This is a genomic window from Modestobacter sp. VKM Ac-2984 (genome assembly GCF_026967985.1).
Lineage (GTDB): Bacteria > Actinomycetota > Actinomycetes > Mycobacteriales > Geodermatophilaceae > Modestobacter.
In genome coordinates this window covers 438,162-458,969 of the sequence record NZ_JAPVBJ010000003.1, presented here as the reverse complement: position 1 = coordinate 458,969, position 20,808 = coordinate 438,162, and the positions used below count along the sequence as shown (strand labels likewise).

Below are 20,808 nucleotides of genomic sequence, written 5' to 3'. Positions count from 1 at the left end.
TCGGGCCGTGCCTGCCGATGTGCCTGGTGTCCCCTGCGGGACGTACACCGACGAGGGGATGTGGGATGGAGTACTTGCGCCGTCTGCAGGTCGAGCGGCCTGTGGTCTTCTTCGCTGTCGTGCTGGTCGGCTTCTTCGTGGCCTTCCAGCTGCTGCTGTTCGTGGCGTCACTGCTGCTGGGCCCGTTCGGGCTGCCGCCCTGGCTGCCCATCGCGGTGGTGCTCGGCGGTCTGGTCGTCGTCGCCCGCCGGCAGCAGCGGCGCTGACGCTGCCGCCGCCTCGACGTCGGGGGAGCGGTCAGGTCGGCGTCGGGACGAGGACGACCGCCTCCGACGGCAGCAGGGTCCCCGACCACGCTGCGCCCTCGTCCCGGCCCGTCGAGGCGACCTGCACCGTCGCCGGCTCGGCCAGCGGCAGGTCGGCGGGTGCGTCCCGGAAGTTGACCGCGACGACCCGGCGATCGCCGTCCGCGCGCCGCTCGTAGGCCAGGACGCCGTCCGGGGCGGGCACCGCCGTCCACGAACCCCGGTGCAGCGCCGGTGAGCCGCGGCGGGCCGACAGCAGCCGCCGGTAGAGGTGGAGCACCGACGTCGGGTCCGCGCGCTGGGTCGCTGCGTTGCGGGCCGCGGCGTCCGGGGGGAAGGGCAGCCACGGCTGCGTCGGCCAGCCGTGGCCGGCGTCCGGCGTCCACGGCACCGGTGCCCGGCACCCGTCCCGGCCGCCCGGGTCCACCCGCTGTTCCGGGCTGACGACGGCGTCCTCCAGGCCCAGCTCCTCGCCCGCGTACAGGAACGGGGTCCCCGGGAGGGTGAGGAGCAGCACCGCGGCGGCGCGCGCCCGCTCCTCCGACCCGCCGTACCGGGTGCGGTGCCGGGGGTTGTCGTGGTTGGACAGCACCCAGGTCGGCCAGGCCTCGACGGCGCTCAGCGCGGCGAGGGTGTCGGAGATGGTGGACCGCCAGAAGTCCGCGTCCCAGGGCCCGAGCATGGGCAGGAAGTTGAACGCGAGGTGCAGCTCGTCGCCGACCCCGTGGTAGGGGGCGACCAGGGCCGGCGACCGCAGGTTGACCTCGCCGACCATCGCGCGGTCCCCGGGGAACTCGTCGAGCACCGCGCGGATCCCGCGGAGCAGCTCGTGGGTCACCGGCAGGTCGTGGCTGTGCACGATGTTCGTGCCGACCAGCTCCGGCGGGTGGTCGGGCAGGGCGGGGTCCTTGCCGATGAGGTGGACGACGTCAGCGCGGAAGCCGTCCACCCCGCGGCGCAACCAGAACCGCAGCACCTCGTGCATCGCCTCCCGCACCGCCGGCTCGCTCCAGTCCAGGTCCGGCTGCTCGGGCAGGAACAGGTGCAGGTACCACTGGCCGGTGCGCTCGTCCCAGGTCCAGGCCGGGCCGCCGGTGAACTGGGCCAGCCAGTTGTTCGGCGGCGCGTCCGGCGTGCCGTTGCGCCACAGGTACCAGCTCCGGCGCGGGGAGTCCCGGGAGCTGCGGGAGTCCAGGAACCACGGGTGCTGGTCGCTGGTGTGGTTCGGCACCCAGTCCAGCATCAGCCGCATCCCCCGGGCGTGGACCTCGGCGAGCAGCCGGTCGAAGGTCTCCAGGTCGCCGAACACCGGGTCGACGTCGCGGTGATCGCTCACGTCGTAACCGGCGTCGGCCATGGGGGAGGGGTAGATCGGGGACAGCCACAGCGCGTCGACGCCGAGCCAGCTGAGGTGGTCCAGGTGTGCCCGGATCCCCTCCAGGTCCCCGACGCCGTCGCCGGAGGCGTCGGCGAAGGACCGCGGGTAGAGCTGGTAGACGACGTCGGTGCGCCACCACGGCGGCGTCCCCGGGTTGGCTGCTCCCGGCTCGCCGGGGTGAGGGCCGGTCACAGCGCCACCTCGCTGCCGGCCACCCGGCCGCGCAGCCACCGGTAGCCGTAGGGGGAGAGCCGGAACACCGGCTCCGCCGGGTCGAGCGGGTCGAAGCGGTCGTTGCCGAAGACGTCGGCGAACTGGTCGAACTGCTGGAGCTCCTGCGGGTCCAGCCGGACCTCGACCTCGTCGCCGGACAGGTTGTGCACCGCCAGCGCCGCGCCCTCGAGCCATTGGCACCGGTGGGCGAGCACCCGGTGGTCGCCGGTCTCCAGGACGGCAGGGGAGCCCCAGCCGAACTCGGGTGACTCCTTGCGCACCCGGATCGCCCGTTCCACGCGGTTGAGCAGGGAGTCCTCATGCCGGCGCTGCTCGGCGACGTTCACCTCGCGGTAGCCGAAGGGCCCGCCGTCCACCAGCGGTGCAGTGAGGTCGTCGGCGGAGGTGGAGAAGCCGCCGTTGGGGCCGTCGTTCCACTGCATGATCGTCCGGACGCTGAGGCGGCCCGGCGCGGACAGGTCGTCGCCCATCCCGATCTCCTCGCCGTAGAGCAGCACCGGCGTGCCGGGCAGCGTCAGCAGCAGGCTGATCGACAGCTCGACCTGCCGACGGTCGCCGCCGACCATCGGCGGCAGCCGGCGGCGGATGCCCCGGCCGTAGATCCGCATCTCCTCCTCCGGCGCGAAGCTCGCCATGACGTCGACCTTCTGGTCCTCGGGGACGCGGGAGAGGTTCAGCTCGTCGTGGTTGCGCAGGAAGTTCAGCCACTGCGACGTCCGCGGCGGGGTGGGGGTCCGGCGGAGCTGCTCGGCCAACGGGCCGGCCTCGCCACGGGCCAGCGCCGCGAAGACCGCGCCGGACATGATGAAGTCGAACAGGCACGTCAGCTCGTCGCCGTCCGCGCCGAAGAACGTCTCGCGCTCGCCGGGGTCCAGGTTCACCTCGCCCAGGAGGACGGCGTCGCCGCGGCGCCGGGAGAGGAAGCCGCGCATGCCCTGCAGGATGACGTGCGGGTCCTGGGGCATCGCGTTCTCGATACCGGTGCCGCCGATGAGGTAGGGCGCCGCATCGATCCGGAAGCCGGAGACGCCGAGCTCCAGCCAGAACCCCATGATCCGGTTGATCTCGTCCCGGACGTCGGGGTTGGCGATGTTGAGGTCGGGCTCGGCGGAGTAGAAGCGGTGCAGGTAGTACTGGCCGGCCTCCCCGTCCCAGGCCCAGTTGCTGTCCTCCTGGTCGGGGAAGATGACCTTCCCCTGCTCTGCGGGCTCCTCGTCGGACCAGACGTACCAGTCGCGGTACCGGGAGTCGCGGCTGCGGCGTGCGTCGCGGAACCACGGGTGGTCGCTGGAGGTGTGGTTGACCACCAGGTCGGTGACCACCCGGATGCCGAGGTCGCGGGCGGTCCGGACGAACTCCACGAACTCCCCGAGGCTGCCCAGCCGGGGGTCGACGGAGTAGTAGTCGGCCACGTCGTACCCGTCGTCCCGCCCGGGGGAGGGGTAGAACGGCAGCAGCCAGAGGCAGGTCACCCCCAGGCCGCTGAGGTAGGGCAATCGCCGGGTCAGGCCGCGGAAGTCCCCGACCCCGTCGCCGTCGGAGTCCATGAACCGCTCGACGTCCACGCAGTAGACGACGGCGTTCCTCCACCACTGGTCACTGACCGCAGGATCGAACATGGGGCCTCGCTACCCCGGTCGACCGGCTCCGACGCGGGCAGGTCCCAGACTCCCCAGCGCCGGCGTCCGGGAGGCGGTCAGAAGGTGACCGGCAGCTGCTCGACGCCGTACACGAAGGACAGCCCGCGCCAGGGGAGCTGCTCCTCCGGGACGGCGACGGCGAGGTCGGGGAACCGGCGGAACAGGGCGGGGAGCACGATCCGCAGCTCCATCCGGGCGAGCTCGGCACCGACGCAGCGGTGCATCCCGTGGCCGAACGCCAGGTGCCCCCCGTCGGTCGACCGCCCCGGCTGGAACCGGTCGGGCTCGGAGCCCGCCCAGGCGGGGTCGCGGTCGGCCCCGCTGAGCGAGACGGCGACGAGGTCGCCCTGCCGGACCGGGCAGCCGGACAGCTCCAGGTCCTGCTTGGCGAACCGCGGGAAGGCCACCTGGACCACCGACAGGTGGCGCAGCAGCTCCTCCACCAGGCCGTCGACGTCGGCCGGTGACCCGTCCCGGACGAGCGCGGCGTGCGCGGGGTCCCGCAGCAGCACCATGGTGCCCAGGGAGATGGAGCTGGCGGTGGTCTCGTACCCGCCGGTGACGATCCCGTCGACCAGGCCCGCGAGGTCGTCGTCGGAGATGCCGTCGCCCTCGGCCTGCAGGATGCGCCCGATCAGGCCGTCTCCCGGTGCGAGCCGCTGCCGGGCCACCACGTCCAGGAGGATCCGCTTCTGTTCGGAGACCGCGCCGAGGGCCGCTGCGGCGCCGCCGGTCGCGTCGAACCGTTGGGTGCCCAGCCGGACGAAGGCCTCGTGGTCGGCGTCGTCCAGCCCGAGCAGCCCGCAGATCACGTCCATGGGGACCCGCCAGGAGACGTGCTCGGCCAGGTCCGCCGGTGATCCGGCGGCCGCGAGCTCGTCCAGCCGGCGGTCGACGATCGCCTGGACCGTGGGCTCCAGTCGGTCCAGCCGGCGCCGGGTGAACTCCGGGGCCACGAGCTTGCGCAGCCGGGTGTGCACCGGCGGGTCGGTGAAGCCGAGGCCGCCGACGTCGGCCGTCGAGCCCGGTCCGGCGTCGCGGAACAGATGCCGGATGTCGTTGCTGTAGGAGTCCCGGTCGGTGAGGACGGCGCGGGCCTGCTCGTAGCCGGTCACGAGGTGCACGGCGAGCCCCATGGGCAGGTCGAGCCGCGCCACCGGACACCGGGCGCGCTGCTCGGCGAGCTCCGGGACGGGGTCCACGCCGTTCCGCAGCAGGGGCAGCCGGGCGCTCTCCGGGAAGAACGTCAGCTCGGTGAGGTCGATGCCCTTCCGGCGGACCCGCCGCTCCACGAGGCGTCCCAGCCAGGCCTGGGCCAGGGCTCGGGCGCTGCGCTGGCGGCGCGGCCGCCGGCGCGACCCGCGGGTCGCCGGGCGGTCGGTGAGCGCAACGGGCCGACGCAGGCGGCGACGCCCGGGCCTGGGTGGTGAGAAGTCGGTCGTGGACATGATCCCTCGTCGTCGTCGGGGCACCGGCGCGGCGACGGGCCTCATCGGGCCCACCGGCCGGCGATGCCCTGGGCCGGCGCCGAGTGCTGACTGCGCTGCACCTCCCGCGCACCGGGTCCGGGGACCTCGTTCGGCTCACGGGCCGCAGGCGGTCGACCTCGACGGTGCCCGCGCCGGGGCGCGCCGTCCCGCAACAGCTGGTTGCCACCGACCCTCCCACGTCTGGGACCGGAGGTGGTCGGCGGGCCTCCGGCGCCGCCGACGGGACGTGCCGGGGGAGACGGGACGTGCCCCCTGCCCGCGGCGCGGACAGGGGGCACGGTCTGGACCCTCGTGGCTGGACCCGGGCGGGTCAGCCCGCCTGGTAGTTCACGTGCGGGTGGTCGAAGTGGTTCGCCGTGACGCTGCCGCGGTCGGCCATGGGGCTCCAGGAGCCGTTCGGTGAGGTGAGCATCCGCTGCTGCCAGATGATGTAGTCCACCCCGAGCTCGTCCCAGTGGGCGATGTGGTAGGCGACGATCGCGTCCCCGAGAGCGGCGTCGGACATCACCATGTAGTCCAGGGCGAGCCCCGAGGGGTGGCCGTTCGGGTCCGCGGCGCTGGCCCGCGTCCCACCGATGGTGATGCGAGCGGCACCCGGCACGTCGGTCACGACGGCGTCCGCAGCGGCCTGCGCCTGCGGCTGCACCGGACCGGAGCTGTTGGTGATGCGGGCGACCGCGGACGACGAGGCAGCGGTCACCGCCACTGCCGGAGCCGGAGCCGGAGCCGGAGCCGGAGCCGGAGCCGGGGCGGGAGCCGGAGCGGGCGCCGGGGCCGGGGCCGGGGCGGGTGCCGGAGCGGGTGCCGGAGCGGGTGCCGGGGCCGGGGCGACTGCCGGAGCCGGAGCCGGAGCCGCCTCGGGAGCGGGGACAGCAGCCACCTCGAGCGCCGGTGCTGCTGCCGGCGCCGGGGCCGGAGCCGGTGCCGCTTCGGGGGCCGGTGCGTCGTCCCTCATGCCGAGGGCGAACCGCAGCTGCCGGGGGGTGAGCGCGTCGGCACGCCCGTCGCGGAGGTCGGGGTTGCGCGCGTAGAGCTCCCGCCAGGACCCGCCGTGAGCGGCCGCGAGCGCGTCGAACGCAGCGCGACGCTCGACGGCCTGCTGGTCTGCCGGGGTGGCAGCGGCTGCTGCGGGTGGCGGGGTGGTGGTGTGGGCCTGCGCCGGGAAGGCCAGCAGCCCGAGCGTGACGGCGGAGACGCCGGCCACGACGGGGAGGCCGACGAGGAGCCCCCGGGTGCGGGCGAACAGGGGTGCAGAGTGCTTGGGCATGGTGATCTCCGATCACCGCCTGAGGGGTTAGCTGTCGGGTTCGGGCGATCGGTGCCCGGCCGGCGATGCCGGCTTCACCCCGAGACGAGCCGACTGGTCGTCGGCGCGTCGTGTGCGGTGGTTCCCCCACCCCTGCCTTGACGAGTTGCGGATGACGGTCGGCAGGCAGGGTTGGGCGGGCCGGCGCCACGCCCACTGAGTCGGCGCGACGGGCACGTTATGGAAAAGAGACCGGGCTGTCCTCGTGACGCATCTCACGCCGTCGGCGCGCCGCCGGCGGCACGCCGACCCGGGGCCGGAACTGGGGTCCCAGGCGGCCGAGGGGCGGCCCGGATGCGGCCGCGCGGGCGACGGCAGCTGCACCGTCGCCCGCGCGGGGATCGATCCTGTCCACCGGCTCCGGCGTGTGGGCACCGGAGCCGGTCCGGGTCAGCGACCCAGTGCGCGGGTCACGTCGCCGATCTCTGCGAAGGTCGTGTCTCCCAGGCGTCGCTCCAGCTCGGCGACGACGGCCTCCGGGGCTCCGCGGTCGCGCACCGCCTGCACCAGGTCGGACCCTGCGACGGGGAAGTCGACGCGGTCGAGCCAGCGCATCACCTGGTCACGGGAGACGACCGGGCTGGGGTGCGCACCACCGTCGACCTCACCCGAGAACAGCGACTCCTGGATGACCTGGTGCACGAAGGTGTTCTCGTAGTAGCCCGAGAGCCGCTCGGCGCCCGGTCCCATCGCGGTCAGCGGGACGTCGACGTTCGTGTGCCCGCTCGTCGTCCAGTCGACGACGAACTGGAACTCGGAGTCGGCGACGTCGAAGGGCCCGTCCTCGGTCGACGGCGGGATGCCGCTCTCGTCCTCGGTGCCGACGTCCTCGACCGCCATGCCGCCGGTCTCGTGATCGGCGGTGGTGACCAGCAGCGTGTCGCCGTCCTGCTCGGCGAACTCCTCGGCGACCGCCACGGCCTGGTCCATCAGGGCGACGGCCTCGATCGTCTTCTCGGCGTTGTTGGCGTGACCCTGCTCGTCGACCGCCTCCTCCTCCACGATCAGGAGGAAGCCCTTCTCGTTCTGCGACAGGACGTCGATGGCCTTCTGGGTCATCTCCTCCAGCGAGACGATGCGGTCGTTGGTGCCGACCGGCTCGGGCTCGGAGACGAACATCGTGCGGTTGGCGAAGAGGCCCAGCAGCTGGTCGCTCTCGGCGGTGGCGAGGCCCTCGGCGTCGCTCACGTACTGGTAGCCGAGCTCCTCCGCCCGCTCCACCAGGTTGCCCTGGTCGCTCAGGCCCTCGCCGCCCTCGATCGCGCCCTCGTTCCCAGCGGGATACCAGAAGTCCTCCCCGCCGCCGAGGAGCACGTCGACACCGGTCTCCTCGATGTACTGGCGGGCGATCTCCGTCTGCATGTCCCGGTCCTCGACATGGGCACCGAAGGCAGCGGTGGAGGCGTCGGTGATCTCACCGGTGGTGACCAGGCCGGTGGACAGCCCGGCCGCCTCGGCCTGCTCGATGAGGGTCTCGACCTCGTTGCCGGCGGCGTCCAGGCCGATCGCCCCGTTGTAGGTCTTCACGCCGGTGGCGTAGGAGGTCGCCGAGGCGGCGGAGTCGGTGACGAAGCCCTCCGGGTCGGCGGAGTCGGTCTTCACCAGGCCGGCGTAGGGCAGACTGTCCATGACCAGCGAGCCCTCGAGGCCGACGGTTGCGAGCGCCCCGGCGTTGCGCGCGGCCGCGCCCATGCCGTCGCCGATGAACAGGATGGCGTTCCGTGCCTCGTCCTGGTCGCGTGGTCCCTGGCCACGGTCGTCGTCGCCGGCGGCCGCGGTGCTGACCCCGCTGGCCGTGAACGCGACGGTCGCTGACAGTGCACCGACGGCGATGGCCAGCGGCCAGCGGCGCGCTCCGGACGGATCTGTCTGCTGCATGACTCTCCCAGTGAGCGGTGGGCCTGTCCGCCGGGACCGGCGGCGCTCCTCGACGCTAGGGAGCCCGAGTGAATCGGACGGATCCGTCCGGTAAACGGAGCCGGTACGGCCGGTCGACGGACGCTCGGTCGGTGTGCGCGCGTCGGTTCGTACGGTGAGGAAGGGCCCGTGCGCTGGCCGGCGGCGGTGACCCGGGAGCTGTGTGGGCAAGGCCACGAGCCGCCCCGTCATCAGCGGCGGTGCACGCCGCCCGTGATCCGTAGCCTGGCGGAGTGCCCTCCTCGACCCGCGGCCGCAGGCAGCTCTTCTCCCGCCTGCCGGACCGCGCGAGGAAGGCGATCTCGGGATCCGGGCCGCCGACGGCGCCCTTCGCGCTGCGCGCCCGGCCCAGCCCGGTCGACTCGGGCACCGCCCGGTCGGCGCTGGGTCTGGCCCTCCGCATCGGGGAGTCGATGATGGCGGTCGGGGCCTCGGCGGCCGACGTGACCGCCACGGTCCTGCGCGTGGCGGCGGCCTACGGGTTGACCGACTGCCAGGTCGACATCACCTTCACGTCGCTGACCATCAGCTGGGACCCGGACGACGTCCCGCCGCTGATGCTGATGCGCATCGTCCGACCTCGGGGGCTGGACTACACCCGGCTGCAGGGGGTCACGGACCTGGCGGCAGCGATCAAGGCGAAGGGGCTCGCGCTGGAGGACGCGCACCGCCAGCTGGACGAGGTCCTGGCTGCGCCGCACCCCTACCGCCGGTCCATCCACGCACTCGGCTGGTCGGGCGTGGCGGGCTGCGTCGCCTTCCTGCTCGGTGGTGGCTGGCTGGTGGCCCTGGTGGCATCGGTGACCACGGCCGCGATCGAGCAGACGATCCGCGCGCTCGACCGGCGCGGGCTGCCGATGTTCTTCCAGCAGGTCGCCGGTGCGGCGGTGGCCACGGCGACGGCCGTCCTGCTCGTCGTCTGGGAGGTCCAGGTCCGCACCTCGCTGGTCGTCGCCGCCGGGATCGTGGTGCTCCTGGCAGGCCTCTCCTTCGTGGGCGCCGCCGAGGACGCGATCAGCGGCTTCCCGGTCACCGCTGCGGCGCGGGGATTCGAGGTGCTCACCCTGACCACCGGGATCGTCGTCGGCATCGCCGCGGTCCTGGACCTGGCGCAGCGGGCTGCGGTCCCGTTGGCCGTGCTCGACCCGTCGGCGTACGGCGTGCCGTTCGCCGTGACGCTGGCCGCGGCCGCCGGGATGGCCGGGGCGTGGGCACTGGCCTCCTACGCGCGCCCGGCGGCCATCGCCGTCGCCACGATGGCCGGTGCGCTGGCGTGGGCGACCGCGTCGGCGACCGCCGCGTTCGGTGCCGGCCCCGCGGTGGCGAGTGCGGCCGCGGCCATCGTCGCCGGGTTCTGCGGGGAGTCGCTGACCGAACGGCTCCGGATCCCGCCGCTGCTCGTCGCGATCTGCGGCATCGTCCCGCTGCTGCCCGGCCTGACCATCTACCGCGGGCTGTTCGCGGTCGTCGTCGAGGGAGACGTCGGCGGTGGGGTGAACGGGCTCGTCGGCGCCGCGGCGATCGGGCTGGCGCTCGCCGCCGGCGTCGTGCTGGGCAGGTTCTTCGGCCGGCCGCTGGGCGCCCGGGGCGACCGTTTCGACCGGCGGGTGCGCCGGCAGGCGACCACGACCCACTGAGCAGCCCGGGACGGTCCACGCGTCCCTCGGCCGAGCCGGGACGTGCCGGGACAGCACGCTCACCGGACCCGTCCCCGTGCGGCTGGCTGTGGCGTGCGCGCCGCCGGGCGGAGCGGCCCACGGTGCGCGAAAGGGCGAGATCGGGTGCGCGCGATGGTCGTCGACGGGTGCGGTCCGGCCCGAGGGTCTACCGGACAGCGCACAGCCGCCGGGTGGTGCCGGGCGGAGCAGTTCGGCCCGGTCACCACTCGGCGGACCCGGCTCGCCCGTCGAGACCGGGGCCCGCCCCCGTCCCGCGCTGGAGAGAACGAGGCCCTCATGTCCGCACGCCGTCATCGAGCCACCGCCGCCGTCGTCGCGCCGCTCGCGGTGACCCTGGCCCTCACCGGTTGCAGCACCACGACCGAGAGCGGCAGCGCCGCGCCCGCTCCCGACGGTGGCGACACCGAGGTCGACACGATCCTCTTCGACTTCCCCTTCACGTCCCTGCCGATCTACGCGGTGCTGAGCCAGCAGATGCAGGACTACGCCGCGGAACAGGGCGTGACCGTCGAGTTCACCAACGACAACAGCGACCTGTCGACGCAGGTGTCGAACCTGACCACCTACCTCAACAGCGACGTGGACGCGGTGGTGTCCTTCCCGATGGACCCGGCCAGCGTCGACTCCCTCGCGCAGCAGTACATGGACGCCGGCAAGTACTGGGTCACCTACGGCGGCGACCTGGAGAACCAGAGCAGCACGCTGCAGTTCAGCTTCACCGAGTCCGGGCGGATGCTCGGCGAGGACGCCGGCCAGTGGGCGCAGGAGAACCTCGGCGAGGCCCCCACGGTGCTGGTGCTGGAGGACCAGCTGACCCAGATCGGGCAGGAGCGGACCAACGGGATCCTCGAGGGTCTGCGCGCCGCCGCCCCGGACGCCGAGATCGTCGCCCAGCAGCAGGCCGTCACCCCGCAGGAGGCGCTCACGGTCACCAACTCGGTGCTGGCCTCGAACCCCGACGTGGACATCGTGCTGGCCGCCGTCGGTGACGCCGCCCAGGGCGCCTACCAGGCCCTGCTGTCCGCCGGCCGGGCCGCGGACGACCCGGAGACCTACGTCGGGGGGCTGGACGGCAACCTCTCGCTGTTCCAGGAGATGCAGCAGGGGAACTTCGTGCGCGGCGTCGTCACCGTCAAGTCCGAGGACATCGTGAAGGCGACCATCGACATCCCGCTGGCCCTGGGCCGCGGGGAGGAGCCGGAGACCGATGTCCCGGTGTACCTGGTCACCCCGGACAGCCCCGACCTGCAGGAGTACATCACCGCCTTCGGCGGCTGAGCCGCCGGGAGCGGCGGCCGGCCCCCTGGCCGCCGTTCCCGGTCCCTGCCCCGTGCGTGACCGACCCGCGCGACTGCACCCCTGCACCCCGGATGACAGGACCCCGCATGACCGTCTCCATCCGTGGCCTCACCAAGAGGTACGGCCCGACCCTGGCGCTCGACGACGTCGACCTGGACATCGCCGCCGGTGAGGTGCACGCCCTGCTCGGCCACAACGGCGCCGGCAAGTCCACGGTGATCAAGTGCCTCGGCGGTGGGACCGCACCCAGCGCCGGCTCCATCACGATCGGCGGGACGACGTACGACGCACTGGACCCCCGGTCCTCCATCGCCGCGGGGATCGCGGTGATCTACCAGCACCTGAGCCTCATCGACCGGCTCGACGTCACCGAGAACCTCTTCCTCGGCCAGGAGACGACGACGGCGGGGGTCTTCCTGCGCCGGGCCGACCAGCGGTCGCGGGCGGTGCGCCTGCTGGAGCGGGTGGGCCTGGACGTCTCCCCGGACACCCCGGTCCGGCAGCTGACCATCGGCCAGCGGCAGCTGGTGGAGATCGCGAAGGCGCTGAGCCGGGACGCGCGGCTGCTCGTCCTGGACGAGCCGAGCGCCGCGCTGTCCCCGGTGGAGTCACGCCGGCTGGCCGACCTGGTGCGACTGCTCAAGGCCGAGGGGATCGCCGTCCTGTACGTGACCCACCTGCTCAACGAGGTCGTCGAGCTCGCCGATCGCACCACCGTGATGCGGGACGGGCGGGTCGTGTGGTCCCAGCCGATGGCGGGGGTCAGCAAGACCGACCTGGTGACCGCGGTGAGCGGCCGTGCGCACGGGGCGGCCGTGGCGCCGCGGCCGGTGGACCCGGACACGCCCCCGGCGCTGGCCGTCGACCACCTGGAGGCACCGGGCCTGCACGACGTCTCCCTGGTGGTGCGCCCGGGCGAGATCGTCGGCCTCTACGGGCTCGTCGGGTCAGGCCGGTCGCGGCTGCTGGAGACGCTCTTCGGTCGCCGGCCGGTCACCTCCGGCACGGTCGCCGTGGACGGGCGCACGGTGCGGGTCCGCCGTCCCGACGACGCGCTCCGCGCCGGGCTCGCGCTGGTCCCCGGTGACCGGCTCCGGCAGGGGCTCTTCGGCTCCCTGTCCTCCGGGGAGAACACCGTGCTGCGGGTCATGTCGCTCACCGCGCGCGCCGGGTGGCGCCGCCCCCGGGCCGAGCAGGAGGTCTTCCGGAACACCGCCGCCGCGTTCGGCCTGCGCCCGGCGGACCCGGAGGTGCCGGTGTCCCGGCTGTCCGGCGGCAACCAGCAGAAGGTGCTCATCGCCCGCTGGGTCAACGACCGGGCCGGCACCCGGGTGCTCCTGCTGGACGACCCGACCCAGGGCGTCGACGTCGGCGCCCGGGCCGAGATCTACGAGGTGCTGCGGCAGGTGGCCGCAGAGCGCGGCCTGGCGGTGCTGTTCGCCAGCAACGACCCCGACGAGGTGGTCGCGCTGGCCCAGCGCTGCCTGGTGATGCGCCGGGGCCGGGTCGTCGACGACCTCGACATGCGCCACACCGGCGAAGAGCAGCTGCTCGACCTCATCCACACCGAGCTGGAGCCCTCCTGATGACGACCGCCTCACCTCCCACCGTCGACGGTGCCGACCGTCGTCCCCCGTCCACCGGGCGCGCTGCCGCGGCACCCTCCCCGGTGGCCGCCGCCGCGGGCTGGCTGGTGAAGAACCCGCTGCTCGTGCTGCTGGTGGTGATGGTGGCCGGCGTCCAGCTGGCCACCGGGTCACAGCTGGGTTGGGGCAACCTGCGCGGGGTCTTCCTGGACGCGGCGGTCATCGCGATCGTCGCCGCCCCGGTCGCGATGCTGGTGATCGCCGGCTACATCGACCTGTCGGTCGGGTCGACCCTCGCCCTGGGCGGCGTGGTGGCCGGCAAGGTGGTGCAGTCCGGCGCATCCCCGCTGGTCGCCGTCGGGTGTGCGCTGCTGGCCGGTGCCGCGGTCGGGGTGGTCAACGCCGTGCTGGCCACCGTGTTCGGGCTCTCCTCCTTCATCGTGACCCTGGGCATGCTCACCGCAGTCCGCGGCGTCGCCCAGCTGGTCAGCCCGTTGCCGCTGAGCAACTTCGGGGAGGCCTTCGGCTTCCTGGGCATCGGCAACGTCGCCGGGATCCCGCTGCCGGCGCTGCTGGCGGTGGCCGTGCTCCTGGCCGCCGGGGTGTTCCTCACCCGCACGCCGGCCGGGCGGCACGTCTACGCGATCGGGGTGAACCGGGAGGCCGCCTACCTGTCGGGGGTCGACGTGCGGCGCATCCCGTTCCTGCTGTTCGTCACCAGCGGGGCCGCGGCCGGACTGGCCGGCGCCATCACCGTCGCCCGGCTCAACAGCGCCCCGGCCGGCCAGCTGGGCGCCGGTTTCGAGCTGTCGGTGATCACCGCCGTGCTGCTCGGCGGCATCGCGCTCACCGGCGGCGAGGGCAGCATGGTCGACGTCCTGGTCGGGGTGCTGTTCATGGGGCTGCTGCGCAACGGCCTCACGCTGCTGGGCGTCACCACCTTCTGGCAGAACGTCGCCAGCGGCCTCGCGCTGGTCGCGGCGATCGCCATCGCCGCCGGCACCCACGTCGTCCGCGGGAAGATGCAGGCCCGGGAGGCCCATCGGCCCGACGAGGCGGCCGCGACCGGCTGAGCCGGCGACCCCGGCCGGGGGCTGGTGCCCCGGCCGGGACCTCGGCTGGCGGGCGGGCCGGGGGCGGGTCAGGACCGGTCGACGGAGACCCGCGGGTCGAAGGGCACCGTGCCCACGTCCACGGCCACCTGCCCGCCGTCGACCGGGATGACCGCCGCGTTGACGTAGCGCGCCTGCTCCGACAGCAGCCAGGCGATGCACGCGGCGACCTCGTCGGCGCCGGCCGGCCGGCGCGCGGGGACCAGTGAGGTCACGAGTGCGTAGGCGGCGTCGCCGTCGAGGCCGCGGGGACCGCCGAACTCCGCCATCTCCGCGTCCGCCATCTCGGTCGCCGTCCAGCCGGGGCAGACCACGTTCGCCCGCAGCCCCTGGGGGCCGTAGTCGACGGCCAGGGACTGGGTGAGCGCGGTGGCGGCCGCCTTCGAGGCGGCGTAGACCGACATCTCCGCGCTGGCGCGCAGGCCGGCCACCGAGGCCACGGTGACCACCGCCCCCCGGGCCGCCAGCAGGTGCGGCAGCGCTGCCCGGAGCACGTGGTACAGACCGCCGACGTTGACCCGCAGCGTCGCCTCGAACGCCTCGGGGGAGACGTCCAGCAGCGCCCCGGGGTGCATCACCCCGGCGTTGAGCACCAGGCCGTCGAGCCGGCCGAAGTGCTCGACGGTGCGCTCGACGACCCGGGCGGCGTCGACCGGGTCGGCGACGTCGCCGGTCACGGCGAACCCGCCGGTCTCCTGCGCCGTCCGCTGCAGCGGCTCGGGGCGGCGACCGCAGACGGCGACGCGGGACCCGGCGCTCACCAGCGTGCGAGCAGTCGCCGCGCCGATGCCGGCGCCGCCGCCGGTGACGAGCGTGACCCGGTCGGAGCTCACGGGGTGCTGACCGGTGGCTGCGCCTCCGGGGTCGTCGCGCGGGTCATGCCTGCGCAGCCGGGGCGTCGGCGGTGTGCACCAGGCGGCCGGCGAACCAGGTGCGCAGCACCTGGGTGGCGTGCACCTGCGCCGGGGCCACGGTGAAGACGTCGCGGTCCAGGACGATGAAGTCCGCCGACCGGCCCGGGGTGAGCCGCCCGGCCACCTCGCCGAGGCCCATCGCCTCGGCCGGGTGCGTGGTGAAGGCGGTGACCGCCTCCTGCACGGTCAGCGCCTGCCCCGGGTTGAGCGCACCGGGCACCGCGGGATCGGGGTTGCGCCGGGTGACCATCGCCTCCAGCCCGGTCCACGGGTCCGGGGTGGGTGCGGCGCACGGCCAGTCCGACCCCGCGGCCACCAGCGCCCCCGAGTCGATGAAGTCGCGGAACGGCCAGGAGGCGGCGACGACGTCCTCGGGCACGTGGGCGGCGATGCTGTCCTGGATCACCCCGGGGAACCAGATGTACGGGGAGGCGTCGGCGACCACGTCGAGCGCGGCGAAGCGGCGCAGGTCGTCGGGGTGCACGTACTCGGCGTGCGCGATCTGGAACCGCGGGCCGGGCCCCCGGCGGGAGCGCACCTGCTCGACGGCGTCCAGCACGAGCCGCACGGAGGCGTCCCCGGTCGCGTGGAACTTCGCGCCCAGGCCGAGGTCGTGGCACCGCTCGACCTCCGCGACCAGGTCGGGCAGGTCGTAGTAGAGGTCGCCGGTCGTGGCCGGCTCGCCGTGCCGGCACAGGTAGGGCTCCAGCAGCGCCGTCGTCCGGGTCATCGGGACCCCGTCCAGCACGATCTTCACGAAGTCCGGCCGGACCAGGTCGCTGCGCTGCGCCCGCGCCTCGGCGATCAGCTCCCCGCCCACCGGGCCGTCCTCGAGGAAGGGCCGCACCGGGAGGGAGGCGACCACGCGCAGCGTCAGCCCGCCCTGCGCCTCGAGCTCGCGGAGCGCGGCCAGGGGCGCGCCCATGGTGGCGGCCTCCTGCACGCTGGTGATGCCGTAGGAGTTCAGCACGCGGACCGCAGTGGCGACCGCCTCCCGGATGCGGGCCTGCGGGTCGGCGACCGAGGCGGCGAAGGCCGACTCAGCCCGCGCGGAGGCCAGCTCGTGCAGCACGCCGGTGAGCCGGCCGGCGTCGTCCCGGACGTAGCGGCCGCCCTCGACGTCCGGGGTGTCCGGACCCACGCCCATCAGCTCGAGCGCCCGGGAGCTGACCCAGCGGTTGTGCATCGTGTCGTCGCGCAGCAGCACCGGTCGCCCGCCGCTGGCCTCGTCGAGGGCGAGCCGGTGACGTTCCTCGGCCAGTTGCCCGACCAGCGTGCTGCCGAGGATCCCGCCGACGACCCAGGCGTCCGGCTCCAGCCGGTCGGCCCAGGCACGCACCTTCGCCAGCACCTCCTCCAGCGAGTCGCTCGGCAGCAGCGGCAACTCGAACGCCGCCTGGGCCCCGGCCAGGTTCAGGTGCACGTGCCCGTCGACCAGCCCCGGCAGCACCAGCGACCCGGCCAGGTCGTGCACCTCGGTGTCCGGACCGCGGTGCCGTGCGACCTCCTCGACCGTCCCGACCGCCAGCAGCACCCCGTCGCGGGCCGCCAGCGCCTCGGCCCACGGGCGCGCCGGGTCCGACGTCCAGATGCGGCCTCCGGTGACGAGGAGGTCAGCGGCGAGCGGGGTGGGGGACATCAGGCCTCCGAGCGGCGTGGGCGGATGGGGACACGCAACGCCCGGGGCCACGGGTTGGACGGCCTGCCGAACGCGTGTGGACCGGTCGACCGGCGACCGGCCGTTGCCGACACCGGCCAGTCCACGACGGCGCAGCGGGAAGGGGTGACCATCGCGCGCACGCCCTGCCGCCATTTCGTGCACGGCGCCGGCCGGAGCGCGGCGCGGCCGGAGCGCGGCGGGTCAGGCCGCGGTCGTCTGCCGGCGGCGGAGCTCGGCGGGGGGCTCGCCGAAGGCCGAGCGGAACTGCCGGGCGAGATGGGTGACGTCGAGGATCCCCCAGCGGGCGGCGATCGACGCGGTGCTGCGGCCGGCGAGCGTCGGGTCGAGCAGGTCGCGGCGGATCCGCTCGAGGCGGCGGCGCCGGATCCACGCGGCGGCGGTGAACCCCTCCTGGGCGCACATCTTGTGCACCTGGCGCACCGAGACGCCGAGCGCCACCGCGATCGACTCGACACCGAGGTCGGGATCGCCGAGGTGTGCCAGCGCGTACGTGCGCACCCGGTCGGCGAGGGTCGGTCCGCTGCCGCCGGGGAGCTCGGGGAGGCCGGCGTAGACCGCGAGCACCATCGACACCAGGGCATCACCGAGGTGGCAGGCCGCGGGGGAGTCGCCCACCCCGGCGTCCTCGCACCGGGCCAGTTCCGCCAGCATCAACGCCAGCGCCCGTGCCGGTCCGCCCGTCGCGGGCACCGGCACCGCGGTGCGCTCGCTGAAGGGCCGGAGGTGCGGCTGGAGCCGGGCCCGCGGGACGGCGACGACGACCGCCGCCCAGTCCGGGCCCGCGCTGTCCAGCTGGTATGCCCGGGTCGTCTCGTAGACCACCAGGTCGTTGGGTCGCACTTCGCCCCGGCGGCCGTCCTGGCTGAGCCGGCTGACGCCCTGGCGCTGCCAGATCAGCTTGACGAACTCGGGATCGGTGGAGCTGAGCAGGCGGCCGGTGCGGGACACCGAGTTGGGGCTGGTCCGCAGTGCGGTGACCAGCAGCCCGTCGGCGGCGGCACTGCGCAGCCGGCCGCGGAAGGCGACGCCCTCCACCGGCCGGACCCGGACCGGTGCGCACGCGGAGGACACCGCCGCCTCGAAGCACCCGAGGGCTGCCTCGGCGTCCACCGGGGCGGGACCGGCCCGGTCGGCCGGGTCGCTCACCGCGTCGGGCCAGCCGGCTGCGGACGCCGGGGCGGCCGCGGGGGTGCAGGGCGTTGTGACCATGAGCTCCCTCGTCCCGCTCGATAAACGAACGACATGTCCGGTAAGAGGGGAACGCTAGGCCATGTGTGACCCGCCGCACAACGACGAGAGGTGTGCCGGGAGTGTTCTCCTCCCGGTCGACCGTCAGCTGTGGCGAGTCGGGGCCTGGACGACCGTGCCGGCGGCCAGCAGCGCGTCGACGTCGGTGATGCCCCAGTCCGACAGCGCCGCCCGGGTGTGCTCACCGGCGCGGGACGGCGGCCGGCCGAGGGTGGCCGGCGTCCGGGAGAACCGCGGCGCGGGCGCCGGCTGGACGACGCCGTCCCGCTCGACGTAGGTCTGCCGGGTCGCCAGCTGGGGGTGGTCGCGGGCCTCGGCGAAGGACAGCACCGGGGCCACGCAGGCGTCGCTGCCGGCGAACACCTCGACCCACTCGTCCCGCGTGCGCCGGCGGATCGTGTCGGCGAACAAGCCGCGCAGCACCTCGGGGTCTGCGTCGGCCCGGTCGGGTGCGCGATCGGTCAGGCCGAGCCGGTCGACCAGTTCGGCGTAGAACTGCGGCTCCAGCGCCGCGACGGCCAGGTGCCGGCCGTCGGCGGTCTCGTGGACGTCGTACCAGGGGACGCCGGAGTCCAGCAGGTTCACGCCCCGGGCGTCCTGCCAGACCCCGCCGGCCAGCATGCCGAGGACCATCGTCGCCAGGTGCGCGGTGCCGTCGACGATCGCGGCGTCCACCACCTGGCCCCGGCCGCTCGTGCGGGCCTCCAGCAGCGCGGCGAGCACCCCGACCACCAGGTACATCGCCCCGCCGCCGAAGTCGCCGACCAGGTTCAGCGGGACCTGCGGGGGCCCGCCCGCCCGGCCGATGGCGTGCAGGACGCCGGTGACCGCGATGTAGCCGAGGTCGTGCCCGGCCGTCGCCGCCAGCGGGCCGTCCTGGCCCCACCCGGTCATCCGGCCGTACACCAGGCGCGGGTTGCGGGCGAGGCACTCCTGCGGTCCGATGCCCAGCCGCTCGGCGACCCCGGGCCGGAAGCCCTCGAGCAGCACGTCGGCACGCTCGGCGAGGCGCCGGACCAGCTCCGCGCCGTCCGGGTCCTTGAGGTCGACGGCCACCGACCGCCGGCCCCGGGCCAGCAGGTCGTGCTCGGCGGCCGGCGTGGGGGGCCGGGCGCCGGGGCGGTCGACCCGCAGCACGTCGGCGCCCAGGTCGGCCAGCAGCATCGCCGCGAACGGTGCCGGGCCGAGGCCGGTGAGCTCCACGACGCGCAGCCCGGCGAGGGGTCCGGTGGTCATCCCCGAACCTGACGGCACCGGGGCGCCCGTCGTCAAGGGCCGGCCTCCTGCTGACGGTGCGCCAGGCGACCGGCCGGTCGCCGGGGGCACCATGGACGTCGGGCACTAGCCTGACCCGCGGTGGACGGCGAGGTGGAGCTGCGATGACGACGGCGGACGACCGGGCGGCCGGCATCCCGGCCGACGGTGCGGCCGACGGTCCGACGCGGCGCCGCCGTGCGCTGCCGAACCGGGACGAGCTCGGCGACCGCGTGTTCACGCTGCCCAACCTGCTGTCGGTCGTCCGGCTGCTGGGCGTGCCGCTGTTCCTGTGGCTGCTGCTGGGCCCGCACGCCGACGGCTGGGCGATCGTGGTGCTCGCCGTCTCCGGCGCCACCGACTGGCTCGACGGCAAGCTCGCCCGGGCGCTGGGGCAGTCCAGCCGGCTCGGCGCGCTGCTGGACCCGGCCGCCGACCGGCTCTACATCGTCGCGACGCTGATCGCCTTCGTGATCCGCGACGTGGTGCCGCTGTGGATGGTCGTCGTCCTGCTGCTGCGCGAGGTGGTGCTGGCCGGGACCCTGCTGGTGCTCCGGCGCGCGGGGTGGCCACCGCTGCAGGTGCACTACCTGGGCAAGGCGGCCACCTTCCTGTTGCTCTACGCCTTCCCCCTCCTGCTGCTGGCCGACGGCGCAGGGCCGGCGGCCGCGGTGGTCCAGCCGGTCGCCTACGCGCTCACGGTCTGGGGGGCGGCGCTCTACCTGCTCGCGGGGGTCCTCTACGTGGTCCAGGCCGTCCAGCTGCTGTCCGGGAGCCACCGGGCCGGAGTGGAGGCGTGAGCGCGCCCCTGCCCAGCCGGCCACGATCGCTGGGTGCCTCACTGCTGGACCAGGTGCTGGCCGACACCCTGGACCCGGCCTACGCCCAGGTGTCCGCGGCGAGGGCGGCCCGGGCCGCGGAGGAGGCGGCCGCGGGCACCGGTCCGGACGCCCGGCCCTCCTGGTTGCAGCGCAACCGGGGCGAGCTGCTCGTGGCCGCCGCGCTGCTGCTGGGCGGGCTGCTGGCCGCGGTGACCTACCAGGAGGCGGCGGCCGGTGCGCAGGGGCGCGAGGCGGCCCGGGAAGCGCTGCGCGAGGACATCGTCCGGGAGTCCTCGGTCGGCGACGAGCTGGCCGCCCAGCTGGAGGCGCTGACCGCGGAGGTCGCGCAGACCCGGCAGCAGGCGCTGGACACCAGCGTGGTCGGGCAGCGCGCGCTGAACCAGCTCGCACAAGCCCAGCACGGCGCGGCAGCGGTCGCGGTGGCCGGGCCGGGGCTGCGCGTGACGCTCGGCAACGCCCCGCCGGCCGCCGACAGCGACCCGGTCGGCGGGTCCGACCAGATCGCGCTGGCCGGGCGGGTCCAGGACGGCGACCTGCAGCTGGCGGTCAACGCGCTGTGGGCCTCCGGGGCCGAGGCGGTCAGCATCAACGGCCAGCGGGTGGGCCCGACCACCGCCATCCGCCAGGCCGGTGACGCCATCCTGGTCGACTTCCGCCCGGTGATGAACCCCTACGAGATCTCCGCCGTCGGTGACCCCGACGACCTGGCCCGGGCCTTCCTGAACACCCCCGAGGCCACCGCCCTGGCCGAGCTGACCAACGACTTCGGCGTGGTCTTCGACTTCGCCCGGGCCGATGAGCTCGAACTGCCGGCCGGCAGCAACGCGGAGCTGCTGTTCGCCGAGCCGCTGGCCGCCACCGACGAGCAGGGCGAGGCGCTGCCACCCGCCGCCGCCGAACCACCCATCGATGGAGGCTGACGC

General features: G+C 74.6%; 16 protein-coding genes and 1 riboswitch. Of the genes, 7 read left to right on the top strand and 9 right to left on the bottom strand.

Going from position 1 to position 20,808, the window contains the following annotated elements; genetic code table 11:
* Positions 1-65 precede the first annotated feature (65 nt).
* Positions 66-266, top strand: a complete 201-nt coding sequence (locus O2W16_RS09280; RefSeq protein ID WP_269158529.1) for a hypothetical protein — start codon at positions 66-68, stop codon at positions 264-266.
* Positions 267-297: 31 nt separating this feature from the next.
* On the opposite strand, the gene O2W16_RS09275 is transcribed toward O2W16_RS09280, so the two are convergent.
* The 5 genes from O2W16_RS09275 to O2W16_RS09255 all read right to left on the bottom strand — a co-directional run bounded on the left by O2W16_RS09275 (position 298) and on the right by O2W16_RS09255 (position 8,231).
* The gene (locus O2W16_RS09275; protein WP_269158528.1) at positions 298-1,875 is read right to left on the bottom strand and encodes an alpha-amylase family glycosyl hydrolase; all 1,578 of its coding nucleotides are present in this window, start codon (positions 1,873-1,875) and stop codon (positions 298-300) included.
* A complete protein-coding gene (locus O2W16_RS09270) occupies positions 1,872-3,536 on the bottom strand; it encodes an alpha-amylase family protein (protein WP_269158527.1) in 1,665 nt (554 codons plus the stop codon). Before O2W16_RS09270 ends, O2W16_RS09275 begins: the two co-directional genes overlap by 4 nt.
* A 77-nt stretch (positions 3,537-3,613) precedes the next feature.
* The gene (locus tag O2W16_RS09265) at positions 3,614-5,005 is read right to left on the bottom strand and encodes a cytochrome P450 (protein WP_269158526.1); all 1,392 of its coding nucleotides are present in this window, start codon (positions 5,003-5,005) and stop codon (positions 3,614-3,616) included.
* A 352-nt stretch (positions 5,006-5,357) separates the two neighbouring features.
* Complete coding sequence (locus O2W16_RS09260; RefSeq protein ID WP_269158525.1) at positions 5,358-6,314, bottom strand: hypothetical protein; 957 nt, start codon at positions 6,312-6,314, stop codon at positions 5,358-5,360.
* A 1-nt stretch (position 6,315) separates the two neighbouring features.
* Positions 6,316-6,474, bottom strand: a riboswitch (cyclic di-AMP (ydaO/yuaA leader).
* 269 nt (positions 6,475-6,743) lie between these two features.
* The gene (locus O2W16_RS09255) at positions 6,744-8,231 is read right to left on the bottom strand and encodes an alkaline phosphatase (protein WP_269158524.1); all 1,488 of its coding nucleotides are present in this window, start codon (positions 8,229-8,231) and stop codon (positions 6,744-6,746) included.
* A 272-nt stretch (positions 8,232-8,503) separates the two neighbouring features.
* Here O2W16_RS09255 and O2W16_RS09250 point away from each other — a divergent pair, with 272 nt between their 5' ends.
* The 4 genes from O2W16_RS09250 (at position 8,504) to O2W16_RS09235 (ending at position 13,907) form a co-directional block, all read left to right on the top strand.
* On the top strand, positions 8,504-9,907 hold the full coding sequence (locus O2W16_RS09250; RefSeq protein WP_269158523.1) for a threonine/serine ThrE exporter family protein: 1,404 nt from the start codon (positions 8,504-8,506) through the stop codon (positions 9,905-9,907).
* A 318-nt stretch (positions 9,908-10,225) separates the two neighbouring features.
* Complete coding sequence (locus O2W16_RS09245; RefSeq protein WP_269158522.1) at positions 10,226-11,227, top strand: sugar ABC transporter substrate-binding protein; 1,002 nt, start codon at positions 10,226-10,228, stop codon at positions 11,225-11,227.
* 107 nt (positions 11,228-11,334) lie between these two features.
* Positions 11,335-12,834 (top strand): sugar ABC transporter ATP-binding protein, encoded by a 1,500-nt coding sequence (locus tag O2W16_RS09240; RefSeq protein WP_269158521.1) that lies wholly within the window; start codon positions 11,335-11,337, stop codon positions 12,832-12,834.
* Positions 12,834-13,907, top strand: coding sequence for an ABC transporter permease (locus tag O2W16_RS09235; RefSeq protein WP_269158520.1), 1,074 nt, complete (start codon positions 12,834-12,836; stop codon positions 13,905-13,907). The genes O2W16_RS09240 and O2W16_RS09235 overlap by 1 nt, the downstream gene beginning before the upstream one ends.
* A 68-nt stretch (positions 13,908-13,975) precedes the next feature.
* On the opposite strand, the gene O2W16_RS09230 is transcribed toward O2W16_RS09235, so the two are convergent.
* The 4 genes from O2W16_RS09230 to O2W16_RS09215 all read right to left on the bottom strand — a co-directional run bounded on the left by O2W16_RS09230 (position 13,976) and on the right by O2W16_RS09215 (position 19,025).
* On the bottom strand, positions 13,976-14,779 hold the full coding sequence (locus tag O2W16_RS09230; protein WP_269158519.1) for an SDR family NAD(P)-dependent oxidoreductase: 804 nt from the start codon (positions 14,777-14,779) through the stop codon (positions 13,976-13,978).
* Positions 14,780-14,822: 43 nt separating this feature from the next.
* The gene (locus O2W16_RS09225; protein ID WP_269158518.1) at positions 14,823-16,499 is read right to left on the bottom strand and encodes an amidohydrolase; all 1,677 of its coding nucleotides are present in this window, start codon (positions 16,497-16,499) and stop codon (positions 14,823-14,825) included.
* A gap of 222 nt (positions 16,500-16,721) precedes the next feature.
* Entirely contained in the window at positions 16,722-17,750 is a 1,029-nt protein-coding gene (locus O2W16_RS09220; RefSeq protein ID WP_269158517.1) for a helix-turn-helix domain-containing protein, read from the bottom strand.
* Between the two features lie 123 nt (positions 17,751-17,873).
* Positions 17,874-19,025, bottom strand: a complete 1,152-nt coding sequence (locus tag O2W16_RS09215; protein ID WP_269158516.1) for a CaiB/BaiF CoA transferase family protein — start codon at positions 19,023-19,025, stop codon at positions 17,874-17,876.
* A gap of 143 nt (positions 19,026-19,168) precedes the next feature.
* Here O2W16_RS09215 and O2W16_RS09210 point away from each other — a divergent pair, with 143 nt between their 5' ends.
* Together O2W16_RS09210 and O2W16_RS09205 are read left to right on the top strand one after the other, a co-directional pair.
* Entirely contained in the window at positions 19,169-19,843 is a 675-nt protein-coding gene (locus O2W16_RS09210) for a CDP-alcohol phosphatidyltransferase family protein (RefSeq protein ID WP_269158515.1), read from the top strand.
* The gene (locus O2W16_RS09205; RefSeq protein WP_269158514.1) at positions 19,840-20,805 is read left to right on the top strand and encodes a DUF881 domain-containing protein; all 966 of its coding nucleotides are present in this window, start codon (positions 19,840-19,842) and stop codon (positions 20,803-20,805) included. Before O2W16_RS09210 ends, O2W16_RS09205 begins: the two co-directional genes overlap by 4 nt.
* Positions 20,806-20,808: the final 3 nt, after the last annotated feature.